Origin of the sequence: Pseudomonas taiwanensis DSM 21245 (genome assembly GCF_000425785.1) — a bacterium.
Taxonomy (GTDB): Bacteria; Pseudomonadota; Gammaproteobacteria; order Pseudomonadales; family Pseudomonadaceae; genus Aquipseudomonas; species Aquipseudomonas taiwanensis.
Window position 1 is genome coordinate 115,681 of record NZ_AUEC01000022.1, and the last position, 11,837, is coordinate 127,517.

The following is an 11,837-nucleotide window of genomic DNA, read 5'->3' on the forward strand; positions in this document are numbered from 1 at the left end:
CGAGCGCCGCCTGCGCGACGCATCGCGAGCAAGGCTCGCTCCTACGGTTGTTTCACGCCAATCAAGGTAGCGAGCCTTGCTCGCGATGCGTCGCGCAGGCGGCGCTCGATTTCACAAACACCAAAAACCTCTCGTCGAACAGCCCCCAAACTCATCAGCCAAACTAAGGATTTCCCCCCCGCAGCCGAAAACATATACATGACAGCCCCCTAGCCGCTTGCCAGCCTCGGGGACATGATGCAACCTTGCCAGATGCGCCGCTCAAGGCAGCGTCATCCTCTTCAAGCGAGTCTTCGATGAAAAGCCAACCCGATGCCACCAGTCGTGTGGTGGCCGAGGTCGTCACGCAGCTTCCCGTGCCTTCGCGGCTCGGCATGCTGCGTTTCGAAAGGCTGAACGAAGCCACCTGGTCGCTGCTTTACCTGGACCCCGCCTGCGAGCGTCAATTCGGCTTGCCCGCATCCGAACTGTGCGCGCTCATCGGCTCGCCCTATGCAAGCCTGATGGCACCCGAGATCCGCTACAAGCTGCATGACGAGATCCAGGCACAGCTGGCCCACCGTGGCTACTACCGAGTGCGCTACACCCTGCATGCGCAACAGGCGCCACTGCGCCTGCTGGAGGTCGGCGAGGCCTACAAACAGCACAACCGCCAGTTGCTGCGCGGCTACCTGACCGTGCTCGACGACCAGGCAGACGACCTCTCGGAGTTGGACGCAAACGATCTCGAATCGCGCAACAACCGCCTGCAACTGGCCCTGCAGTTGAACCAGCGTGCACAACAGGAACAGCTCGAACACCTGGAACGGGTACGTGGCCAGCAAGACCTGATCCTGCGCCTGGCACGCCAACGCTACAGTGCAGAGAACTCGTTGCTCGAGGCCGCCGAGCTGATTACCCGCAGCGCCTGTGAAATCTACAAGGTCGACAACGCCAGCATCTGGCATCTGGAAGAGCAGCGTCTGGTACCGATAAGCGCCTGGTACCGACACGAGCAGCAACACCAACTGCCCGAGCCGATCGATGCCAGCCGCTTCCCGGACTACCTCGAAGCCCTGCATGCCAGCCGCGCCATCGATGCTCATAACGCCAGCCACGACCCACGCACCCGTGAGCTCGCCAACAGTCTTTTACCGGCCAACAACGCCATGCTCGACGCCAGTATTCGCGTCGACGGCCAGGTGGTCGGCGTGCTATGCCTGGAACAGACCGGGCAGCCAAGGGCCTGGCAGTCCGACGAGATTGCCTTTGCCGGCGAGCTGGCCGATCAGTTCGCCCAGGTCATCACCAACCACAACCGGCGTACCGCGGCCAGCGCCCTGCACCTGTTCCAGCGGGCGGTCGAGCAAAGCGCCAACGCCTTCCTGCTGGTCAACCGCGACGGGGTGGTGGAATACGTCAACCCCAGCTTCACCGCCATCACCCAATACAGCACCGAAGAGGTCCAGGGCCACCATCTGGCCGAGTTGCCGGCGCTGGAGAATCTCAGCGAACTGCTGTTCGACTCGCCGTCGAGCCTGGAAATGGGCAACAGCTGGCAAGGCGAATTCAAGAGCCGGCGCAAGAACCTCGAACCCTACTGGGGGCAGCTGTCGATCTCCAAGGTATATGGCGATAACCGAGAGCTGACCCACTACATCGGTATCTACGAGGACGTCACCCAGTCCAAACTGGCCCAGCAGCGCATCGAGCGCCTGGCCTATACCGACAACCTGACCAACCTGGGCAACCGCCCAGCGTTCATCCGCAACCTCGATACCCACTTCACCCGCGACGGTGACAGCCCGATCTGCCTGCTGCTGGTGGACATCGACAACTTCAAGCGGATCAACGACAGCCTCGGCCACCAGACCGGCGACAAGCTGCTGGTGAGCCTGGCCCGACGCCTGCGCAACAGCCTCAGCCCCAATGACATCCTTGCCCGCTTCGCCAGCAACGAGTTCGCTGTGCTGCTCAACGGCACCAGCCTGGAGGATGGCCAGGGCGTCGCCCTCCAACTGCTGCGCACCCTCGACAAACCGATGTTCGTCGACAACCAGCTGATCAACGTCACCGCGTCGGTGGGCTTGGCCTGCGCGCCCATGCACGGCAGCGACCCGACCACCCTGATGAAGAATGCAGGCCTTGCCCTGCACAAGGCCAAGGCCAACGGCAAGCATCAGGTGCAAGTGTTCACCGAGGTGCTAAACGCCGAGGCCAGCTACAAGCTGTTCGTCGAGAACAACCTGCGCCGCGCCCTGACCCAGAACGAGCTGGAGGTGTTCTACCAGCCCAAGCTGTGCCTGCGCAGCGGCCGTTTACTCGGCCTGGAAGCACTGCTGCGCTGGAACCACCCCGAGCGCGGCATGATTCGCCCGGACCAGTTCATCAGCGTGGCCGAGGAAACCGGCCTGATCATCCCCATCGGCAAATGGGTGGTGCGCCAGTCGTGCCGCATGAGCCAGCAACTGCGCGAGGCAGGCATGGGCAACCTGCACGTGGCCATCAACCTGTCGCCAAAGCAGTTCTCCGACCCCGACCTGGTCGCCTCGATCAGCTCGATCCTCAAGGAAGAAGAACTGCCACCGCACCTGCTGGAGCTGGAACTTACTGAAGGCCTGCTGCTGGAGGCCACCGAAGACACCCACCGCCAGCTCGATGAGCTCAAGGCCCTGGGCCTGACTCTGGCCATGGACGACTTCGGCACCGGTTACTCATCGCTGAGCTACCTGAAGAAGTTTCCGATCGACATCATCAAGATCGACCGCAGCTTCATCAATGAAATCCCGGACAACCAGGACGACATGGAGATCACCTCGGCGGTGGTGGCCATGGCCCACAACCTCAAGCTCAAGGTAGTGGCCGAAGGGATCGAAACTCCAGAACAGCTGGCGTTCCTGCGCAGGCACCGTTGCGATGTCGGCCAGGGCTACCTGTTCGACCGGCCCATTCCGGGCCGGGAGCTGGCGGAAAAACTCAAGCGCTACCCGCGCGGTCCAATGGACTGACAGCAGCCTCAACCTCGGGCACTATAGAACCCATTCGGCCTCATCGCCGGCAATCCCCAGTACCTGCGGAACGACCCTGTAGGCGCCGGCTTGCCGGTGATCGAGCCCCCATCTACCTGACACACAGAGGAACGGCCATGGTCCTGCGTTCGGAAATCCTGGTGAACAAAAACGTCATGCCTACTGCGGAACAGGCCCTGCCTGGACGCGAAACCCCAATGGCCCTGCCCGAATTCCACTATGTCTTCAAAGACACCCCACTGCTGGGCCCCTTCTTCGAGGGCAGCATCGACTTCGCCATCTTCGGCCTGGGCTGCTTCTGGGGTGCCGAGCGCCGCTTCTGGCAGCGTGAAGGCGTGGTCAGCACCGTGGTCGGCTATGCCGGTGGCTTCACGCCAAACCCCACCTACGAAGAAGTCTGCTCGGGCCTGACCGGCCATACCGAAGTGGTGCTGGTGGTGTTCGACAAGGATAAGGTGAGCTACCGCGAACTGCTGGCGATGTTCTGGGAACTGCACAACCCGACCCAAGGCATGCGCCAGGGCAATGACATCGGCACCCAGTACCGCTCGGCGATCTACTGCACCAGCCCAGAACAGCTGGAGCAGGCCAAGGCCAGCCGTGATGCGTTCCAGGCAGAACTGACCAAGGCAGGCTTTGGTGAAATCACCACCGAAATCGACCAGGCCCCGACCGTGTACTTCGCCGAAGCGTACCACCAGCAGTACCTGGCCAAGAACCCCGATGGCTATTGCGGCATCGGCGGTACTGGCGTGTGCCTGCCACCCAGCCTGCAGGGCAACTGAGCCATGAGCACGATGACCCTTTTCCACGGGCCACTTTCGCCTTTCGTGCGCAAAGTCATGGTGGTGCTGCACGAAACCGCCCAGCTTGACCGCGTGGCCCTGCAGCCCGTGAACATCAGCCCAGTGAGCGGCGACGAGCAACTCAACCAGGGCAACCCCATCGGCAAGATCCCAGCACTGCGCCTGGAAGATGGCACCGTGCTGCACGACAGCCGCGTCATTTGCGAGTACCTGGACTGCCAGCACGTCGGCACTCCGCTGATTCCCCGGGAAGGCTCGGCTCGCTGGCGGCGCATGACCCTGGCCTCCCAGGCCGATGCGATCATGGATGCGGCGGTATCGACCCGCTACGAGACCTTCCTGCGACCGCAAGACAAGCGTTGGGATGGCTGGGTGGCCGCGCAAAGCGAGAAGATTCGGCGCAGCCTGGCCAACCTGGAACGCGAGCACCTGGCCGAGTTGGCATCGGGGTTCGACATCGCGGCGATTGGTGTGGCCTGTGCGCTGGGTTACCTGGACTTGCGTCAGCCTGAGTTCGGCTGGCGGGCGCAACAGCCCGGACTCGCGGCGTGGTATGCCGAGGTGATCAAGCGGCCGTCGATGGTAGCGACGGCGCCGGCTGCCTGATCAGGCGCATCGCCGGCAAGCAGGCTCCCACAGGGGTGTGAAATCTGTAGGAGCCGGCATGCCGGCGATGCCGCCATCACAGCCAAAACCGAATCAGCAGTCCGGCTTGCCCGCCGTGAACCGCTTGGCCGGGTTGACCGCGGCCTTGAACTCGCGCAGCGCCTTGGCGCCCACCAGCAATGGGTAGTTGAAGCTGCTGCGGTCGACCAGATTGACCTCCACCGTGCGCTTCACATCACCCAGACACAGTTCCAGGTCGACCACCGGCCGTTTCGAGAGCTCCGGTGCATCGCCCTCCTCCTCTTCGTCAGCACGGTTCTTGATCTTGCTGATGCGCGCCAGCTTGTGCTCATAGACCTTGCCGTCGGCGTCCTTGGTCGCCAGGCGGAAGCGGACCCACTCCTCGCCATCGCGGGTGAACAGCTCGATATCCTTGGCCGACAGCGACGCGGTGTAGGCACCGGTATCCATCTTGGCTTTCAGGGTTTCGCCAATCTCAGGCAGGGCGATGTATTCGTAGCGACCGTATAGGGTGGGCTCGGCAGCCATCACCGGCAACGCCAACAGCGACAACAGGGCAAGCAGAGGTTTCACAGGCAAACTTCCTTGAGAAGAGTCAGTGCTTAGACTGCGCAAGCAGGATAGGTTCGTTGTCACACCTTAAACAACACAATGTGAAACATTTGTACCAACCGTCGAGCATTCGACGTTTGGCGTATGGCACAGCCCTGCTTATCATTGCCACCCGCAAAATTCACACAACAAGAGTCTGCTTATGCGTCGCCTGTTTACCGGCATTCTTACGACCACCCTGCTGCTGCTCAACACCCTGGTGCTGATCGGCCCGCTGCTGGTCTTCGCCCTGCTAAAACTGGTGTTGCCAGGCCGTGGGCGAGACTACGCCTCGTGGGCGGTGATGTGGATTGCCGAAACCTGGTCGGAGATCGACAAGATGATCTTCGCCCTGTGCATCCCGACCCAATGGGACATTCGCGGCATCGAGAAGCTGCGTCAGGACACCTCGTACCTGGCCGTCAGCAACCACCAGACCTGGGTCGATATTCCGGCGCTGATCGAAAGCCTCAACCGTCGTACGCCGTTCTTCAAGTTCTTCCTCAAGAAGGAGCTGATCTGGGTGCCCCTGCTGGGCCTGGCCTGGTGGGGGCTGGATTACCCCTTCATGAAGCGCTACAGCAAGGCCTTCCTGGAAAAACACCCCGAGCTCAAGGGCAAGGACCTGGAGATCACCAAGGCGGCCTGCGAGCTGTTCAAGCGCCAGCCGGTGACCGTGGTCAACTACCTGGAAGGCACCCGTTTCAGCGAGGCCAAGCGCCAGGCGCAGCAGTCGCCCTACCGCCACCTGCTCAAGCCCAAGGCCGGCGGCGTGGCGTTCGTGCTGGCGGCGCTGGGCGAGCAGCTCGATGCACTGCTGGACGTGACCATCGTCTACCCCGGCAACCAGGCGCCTGGGTTCTGGGCGTTGCTCAATGGCAGCATTAGTCGGGTGATTATCGACATTCGGGTGCGCGAGCTGGACCCGGTATTGTGGTCGGGGGACTACGAGAACGACCCCGCGTTTCGCCAGACCATACAGGCCTGGGTAAACCAGTTGTGGGTGGAGAAGGACCAGCGGATTGAACAATTGCGCGCCGAGATGAACTGAATTAATTGCCTGTAAGGGCCTCTGCACGGGTTTACCCGCGAAGAGGCCGGCACAGGGTTAGGCGTAACCCCGATTAAAAACGAGGCTAATAATTAGAATAAGTAATACTTTTTTGTCATTACCTACCTAAGTGGATAAAAATCGACCAAAGCACAACTACAAAAAGCCTGGATCGAGTCGATGGCCAATCAACCTAGCTCCGCCCCCGCCCAACTGCGCCGTGTCCTAGGGCTGCCCGCCCTGGTGTTCTTCGGCCTTGTGTACATGGTCCCGCTGACCATCTTCACCACCTACGGCATCGTCACTGAACTCACCGGTGGCCGCACTGCCGGCGCCTACCTCGTCACCCTCGTAGCCATGCTGTTTACCGCTGCGTCCTACAGTTTCATGGTCAAGCGCTTCCCAGTCGCGGGCTCGGCGTACTCGTACACCAACATGGCCTTCGGCCCCAATGCGGGCTTCCTCGCAGGCTGGTCGCTGCTGCTCGACTACCTGTTCCTGCCGATGATCAACTACCTGCTGATTGGCCTGTTCCTCAACATTGCTTTCCCGGCCGTTCCCGCCTGGGCCTTCGTGCTTGGCTCGATCGCACTGGTGACAGTGCTCAATGTGGTCGGCATCAACTCGGTGGCCAAGACCAGCAACCTGATCGTCGGTGCGCAGATCGTCTTCATTGGCGTGTTCATCGGTCTATCCTGCAAGACCTTGGCGGGCCAGCCGCTCGACCTGCTGTCGCCGCTGCTGGGTGACGGCACCAAGCCAGGCTTCGGCCCCCTGATGGCCGGCGCGGCGGTACTGTGCCTGTCGTTCCTCGGCTTCGATGCCGTCTCGACCCTGGCCGAGGAGTGCCGCGACGCCCGCCGCGATGTACCCCGGGCGATCATCCTCACCACCCTGTTTGCCGGGTTGCTGTTCACTGTGTTGGCCTATGCCAGCCAGCTGGTGTTACCAGGCAGCAGCTTCGCTAACGCCGATGCGGCGGCCAATGAAGTGATGTTCAAGGCCGGGGGCCAGTTCCTGACCAACTTCTTCACTGCCGCCTATGTCGCCGGCAGCCTGGGCTCGGCGCTGGCCTCGCAGGCGGCGGTGTCGCGCATCCTGTTCACCATGGGACGGGACAACGTGCTGCCGCAGCGCACGTTCGGCTACCTGTCGCCACGCTTCGGCACGCCAGTGTTCGCCATTGCCCTGGTGTCTGCGTTCTCGCTGCTGGCGTTGGTGATCGACCTGTCGACCCTCGCTTCGCTGATCAGCTTCGGGGCGCTGGTAGCGTTTTCGGCGGTAAACCTGGCGGTGGTGAAGACGCACCTGATGAACGATGGGGCTCAGCGTCACCTCGTAGGGCTGCTGCGCTATGGCGTGGTGCCGTTGGTGGGGTTGGGGCTGACCTTGTGGCTGTGGACCAGCCTGTCGGCACTGACGCTGGTGATCGGGTTGTGCTGGTTTGCACTGGGGTTAGCCTACCTGGCGGTGCTTACAGCCGGCTTCCGTCGTCCAGTCAGTTTGGTGGATTTCTCCGAAGCGGGCTGAGCTTGGCCTGCGGATACTGATAATTCTGCTAGTTGTGCGAGGCCTCGCAAAGGCAAAGACTTACGTAGCACCGTCTATTGCGAGGTATCTGCCATTGAAGATAGCCGCTTTGGCCTACACCCCATACGGATACATCGACAGTCAAGCTTGGTTTGGCACCCTGCTTGGCTTCAATGGCGAAAAGAGCGATCCGCTGACCGACAGCTACCCATTGGGACAATGGTTACCGTAGCTACAGTCCAACCCTAATGCGCTTCCATAAGCCCGATAATCTCAGCCCCTTTGGGCAGGGCGGATATAACGCTTATGCAGACTGTAACTGTAATCCGATCAATTTCCGGGATGACACAGGTCATGCGCGAACATTTGCTCAGCTACGGAAGTTTTGGGCTGAAAATAGCCAGCCGCCCCCACCCTCAACTACCCAGTTGAAACGCGCGCCAAAAAAGAAAGTAACATTTGATAGGAAAATAACTAGCGTCATCTACACGGACGAACACGACATACAAAGAAGCCGGCTTATTAAAGAAAAGCAGTCCTTACAAGACTACATTCAAAAATTTACTCAACGCGTAAGGCGGAAAACAAAAGAATTCAATTTTCTCATGGAGCCCTCGACGTCCGTCTTCGCGAAAAGTTTGGGCATCAGTGCGAAAAGATACCAGACTGAACTGGAGGAACTTGCAACGTGGCTTGACGAGGCGCATGACCGATTGAAATATCTCAACGTCACACTCAGAAGCTATCGAGTTTAAGGGGAACGCATGTGGAATATCGGATAAATAGTGCATCGCTTCGCGCTTACACACCTTATGGACATGTTCAATATCGCTTTTCACATCAGGAACTACTCGGCTTCAACGGGGAACTGCTAGAAAGGCACTCTGAAACATACCTGCTTGGAAATGGCTATCGTCCTTACAACCCGGCAATCATGCGTTTTAGCGCACCTGATAACTTGAGCCCGTTTGGCAAAGGCGGCCTGAATGCGTATGGCTATTGCACAGGTGATCCAGTGAATCAACGAGACCCCAGCGGGCATGCGGGCATGCAACAAAAAGTCAGACCTGATTTGTGGCGCTCCCGGGGGCCGATTGTTGAACCCGAGCAAATGTTTCAACAGCAGGGTCGGCGGTTAATGCCTAGGCAACAACACGCCGCCCGACAGCCTGGTAGACACCCGTTTGCTCCAGAAGGTGGCCGTGGATTGTATTCGCGACGGGATGTAGCCAACGCCCGAGCTGGCCAGGCTCACAACGCGCCTGCCCGGTCAGGCGATAGGATCGCAGTGCCCAGTGCTGCGCAACCTAGCACGCCACCGACACGGAGCATGGAAGATGCCTCAAGGATTTACGATGACTTGGTGGTGGCTCATGGGCACATACAGCGATTCGAGCGAGACGTTGCCCTTCTGACACCCGGCACCGAACTCTATATCGACCATCAAAACACCATCGATAGCATCCGAAGACATGCTGCCAGCCTGCGGTCGCAGCTTGGCGTTGATAACCTACGCTGGCTTCACTTGTGAAAGGCCACGGCCATTTCAATCGGCTCAACTGAACAGTGCCAATCAAACCGACGGTGTTGTCGCCGGTACCGGCGTGGTCCACAGGCTACCCAGGTTCTGCAGCAGCGACCCAGCGATGCCCTGCTGTCCGAGGTACTGCAGGATCAGTGGAGCAAACTGCCCGATCATCCCAGTGTCCATGCCCAGCGCCTTGAACGCAGTGTCTAGGTCGCTGCGGTTTTCCACGTTGTTACCCAACGCGTTACTCAGCGCCGACTGGCTTTCGCTGTTCTTGCCCAACAAATCGCCCAACCCACTCAACCCGCCCAGCGCATTGGCGCCCGACAGCAGGTCCAGCCCTGGCACAGCCTTGGTCAGCTGGCCATAGTCGTCGCTGCTCAGGTTGTTACGCGCCAGCCCCAACATCGCCCCTGCCCCGCCGATGGCCTGTTCCGGGGTGATGTTCAGTTCGCTGCCCAAGGTATTGAGCAAACTGGCCTGCGCTTCGGGCGCCTGTACCTGGCCTTGCTGGCTCTGATTCTGGTTCTGCATGGCCGACACGGCATTGGCGGCGTCGCTGAGGTTGAAGGCGAACACCGGGCTTGCGGCCAGGGTCATCAGGGTTGCCAGGGTGAATGCTTTCATCGGGAGGGACCTCATGGGCCGGAATGGCCGGGGAAACGAGGCGTTGGACTGGGCGTTTGGAGGTTTGTTCCGGGCCGCGTATCGGAGGAAGCGTCAGCATACCGATACGACACCCTAACAATTTGGCGCTCCTTTACCGCTACGCATGTTCAATGACCTGATATTTCTGCCAGTTGTTGCCAACGGCTCGCAGGCGCAGGCTTTGCAGTCAGGTGAAAGTACATTGGGCGATCAAGCATCACGCCTAGAGGTTTCCGATACCTCCAGACGAGTTGGCCAGAGGTATCGGCAAGCCGACTCTGGTTTTTCCAGGAGCACTGCCATGGGGTGAAAGGGACCACAGGGCAGCCGTCGGGAAGATAGCAGCAAAGCACCACATATCAGTGAACGAGGACTTAACATTGAAACGACACACTACTGAGAAAAGTTTGCTCTTCTACAATGACGGCCAGTTAACCAATATACAGCGGGGCAATTTGACCAGCTCAGTTATTAGACATAGGAGCTTGCCACTGGCTGAGAGATATAGCGAGTCAGGCACCTTCGGAGGAAAACGTATAGCGACTGATGATTCGGGCTCTGTTTTTCTTATCAAAACCTCAAACATGCCTAACGTGTTAAGCTATGCTGCATACGGGTACTGTCCGACTGCGCAGGCACAGCTTTCACTGCTGGCATATAACGGCGAATACGTGAATGCTACAGGCACCTATCTGCTAGGCAATGGCTACCGGTGCTACAACCCCAGCCTAATGCGTTTCCACTCAGCTGACGACCAGAGTCCTTTTGACGCTGGGGGAGTGAACGCCTATGCATATTGCGAGGGTGATCCGATAAACAAAATTGATCCGTCAGGTCATAGCAGCATTTGGAATTTTTTCACAAATAAGAGCAAACGTCCCACATCGGCTGAGCGACTGGAAGCGGCACACCTCCCCCTCAAGGATCTCGCTCAAGCAAAACAACAATCATTAAGCAAGACAGAGTACAATAAATTAAAGAAAAACATGCAAATAACAACCTCTTTCCTCACCAGAAAAGTCAAACAGTACAAGGCCATAAACGCACCGAACTACGGAAGCAAGACAGCGCCTGGAAACACGCGTACAGAAGGAATTAAATTGAGCGAATACGAGACGCATCTCGGTTACGCCATAGAAAACCAAAAAGCGTTAGAGACGTTCACAAAAATAACACTCGGCGGTAAAGAACGATACATGACCCAGGCGAACCAGGAAAGCTACCTGAAGCTTCTAACGACAGACACCAAGGATACCGCCAGCGATATTAGAAAAACTTGAGGTCTTACCTGGCCTCATCTACCGCGGCACCTAAAATTCCTATCTGGGGTTTCAGGTGTCGCCGAAGTTTATATTTTGAGCAGTGCTATCGCTAACTTGTTAAATGCCTAAACTCTATGCAAAAGACGGCATTATCAACTGACAAAGATCACGTTCTTCTTGGCCTCCCAGTAGATTCTTCGGACTTCCCCTAATCCCTGTAAGACGTTTCCGAAACATACTCGCAATCCCCCAAAGCCATTGCGGTGATCTGGGTCGCGCTCTAGTGTCGGGCGGTCGTTACTGATCAACGACCGGCTTTGACAGGCCGATTTCGACGGACGCATTGTGGATTGCCTTATATGGTGGCTGTGCGTGGGGCACCTCGTGTGCGCCGGGTTTACTCTGTCGACCGGTCTGTCAACCCGCGTACAGCCGCCACCCATATGTTTGACAGCAGGGGCGTCGGCGCAACCGACAGAGGTTTACACCATGCTAACGATGATCCCCGATCCACCCCACAATTCCCCTTCCTCGAAGACACCCTTATCCAGGCCACGGACTATGCCTGCGCTCAAACCGTCGTGCACCAGGCCATTCTGCTGCAGCCCAAGTCGCCGACCTCGATCCTTATCATGGCCACGATGCATGAGCTTGAAGCGCTGCGCATACTGCTGAAGACGGCGTTGATACACGTGCAGATGCCAGCGGAACCGCGAACGCTGCATTAAGGCGTGAGACTTGTGTTGGCTGGGCTGGCCCTATCGCGGCTAAAGCCGCTCCTACAAG

Annotated in this window: 9 protein-coding genes and 2 pseudogenes; 9 read left to right on the forward strand and 2 right to left on the reverse strand. The window is 58.8% G+C overall.

Going from position 1 to position 11,837, the window contains the following annotated elements; genetic code table 11:
- Nucleotides 1-296 precede the first annotated feature (296 nt).
- From H620_RS0110730 to H620_RS0110740, 3 genes are all read left to right on the forward strand, one after another.
- Entirely contained in the window at nucleotides 297-2,987 is a 2,691-nt protein-coding gene (locus H620_RS0110730; protein ID WP_023382744.1) for a sensor domain-containing phosphodiesterase, read from the forward strand.
- Nucleotides 2,988-3,124: 137 nt separating this feature from the next.
- Nucleotides 3,125-3,793: a peptide-methionine (S)-S-oxide reductase MsrA gene (gene msrA, locus H620_RS0110735; RefSeq protein WP_023382745.1), complete on the forward strand. Its 669-nt coding sequence runs from the start codon at nucleotides 3,125-3,127 to the stop codon at nucleotides 3,791-3,793.
- Nucleotides 3,794-3,796: 3 nt separating this feature from the next.
- Nucleotides 3,797-4,420, forward strand: coding sequence for a glutathione S-transferase (locus H620_RS0110740; protein WP_023382746.1), 624 nt, complete (start codon nucleotides 3,797-3,799; stop codon nucleotides 4,418-4,420).
- Between the two features lie 93 nt (nucleotides 4,421-4,513).
- On the opposite strand, the gene rloA2 is transcribed toward H620_RS0110740, so the two are convergent.
- Nucleotides 4,514-5,014, reverse strand: coding sequence for a retropepsin-like aspartic peptidase RloA2 (gene rloA2, locus H620_RS0110745; RefSeq protein ID WP_023382747.1), 501 nt, complete (start codon nucleotides 5,012-5,014; stop codon nucleotides 4,514-4,516).
- Nucleotides 5,015-5,195: 181 nt separating this feature from the next.
- Between rloA2 and H620_RS0110750 the strand changes: the two genes are divergently transcribed.
- The 4 genes and pseudogenes from H620_RS0110750 to H620_RS27405 all read left to right on the forward strand — a co-directional run.
- Nucleotides 5,196-6,083: an acyltransferase gene (locus H620_RS0110750; RefSeq protein WP_023382748.1), complete on the forward strand. Its 888-nt coding sequence runs from the start codon at nucleotides 5,196-5,198 to the stop codon at nucleotides 6,081-6,083.
- Between the two features lie 180 nt (nucleotides 6,084-6,263).
- Nucleotides 6,264-7,613: an APC family permease gene (locus H620_RS0110755; RefSeq protein ID WP_023382749.1), complete on the forward strand. Its 1,350-nt coding sequence runs from the start codon at nucleotides 6,264-6,266 to the stop codon at nucleotides 7,611-7,613.
- Nucleotides 7,614-7,861: 248 nt separating this feature from the next.
- The gene (locus H620_RS26425; RefSeq protein WP_104883172.1) at nucleotides 7,862-8,368 is read left to right on the forward strand and encodes a hypothetical protein; all 507 of its coding nucleotides are present in this window, start codon (nucleotides 7,862-7,864) and stop codon (nucleotides 8,366-8,368) included.
- Nucleotides 8,369-8,379: 11 nt separating this feature from the next.
- Nucleotides 8,380-8,655, forward strand: a pseudogene (locus H620_RS27405) (RHS repeat-associated core domain-containing protein); the annotation flags it as partial.
- 531 nt (nucleotides 8,656-9,186) lie between these two features.
- Here the strand turns inward: H620_RS27405 and H620_RS0110770 are convergent.
- On the reverse strand, nucleotides 9,187-9,768 hold the full coding sequence (locus H620_RS0110770; RefSeq protein ID WP_027907329.1) for a DUF2780 domain-containing protein: 582 nt from the start codon (nucleotides 9,766-9,768) through the stop codon (nucleotides 9,187-9,189).
- Nucleotides 9,769-10,169: 401 nt separating this feature from the next.
- On the opposite strand from H620_RS0110770, the gene H620_RS26435 reads away from it, so the two are divergent.
- Nucleotides 10,170-11,069, forward strand: a complete 900-nt coding sequence (locus tag H620_RS26435) for an RHS repeat-associated core domain-containing protein (RefSeq protein WP_238346487.1) — start codon at nucleotides 10,170-10,172, stop codon at nucleotides 11,067-11,069.
- 471 nt (nucleotides 11,070-11,540) lie between these two features.
- A pseudogene (locus H620_RS27410) lies at nucleotides 11,541-11,779 on the forward strand (hypothetical protein).
- Nucleotides 11,780-11,837 lie beyond the last annotated feature (58 nt).

Bases quoted from the DNA above. Each gene is read 5' to 3' on its own strand.
- H620_RS0110730 (WP_023382744.1), top strand. From the start codon at position 297: ATGAAAAGCCAACCCGATGCCACCAGTCGTGTGGTGGCCGAGGTCGTC.
- msrA (WP_023382745.1), top strand. From the start codon at position 3,125: ATGGTCCTGCGTTCGGAAATCCTGGTGAACAAAAACGTCATGCCTACT.
- H620_RS0110740 (WP_023382746.1), top strand. From the start codon at position 3,797: ATGAGCACGATGACCCTTTTCCACGGGCCACTTTCGCCTTTCGTGCGC.
- H620_RS0110750 (WP_023382748.1), top strand. From the start codon at position 5,196: ATGCGTCGCCTGTTTACCGGCATTCTTACGACCACCCTGCTGCTGCTC.
- H620_RS0110755 (WP_023382749.1), top strand. From the start codon at position 6,264: ATGGCCAATCAACCTAGCTCCGCCCCCGCCCAACTGCGCCGTGTCCTA.
- H620_RS26425 (WP_104883172.1), top strand. From the start codon at position 7,862: ATGCGCTTCCATAAGCCCGATAATCTCAGCCCCTTTGGGCAGGGCGGA.
- H620_RS0110770 (WP_027907329.1), bottom strand. From the start codon at position 9,768: ATGAAAGCATTCACCCTGGCAACCCTGATGACCCTGGCCGCAAGCCCG.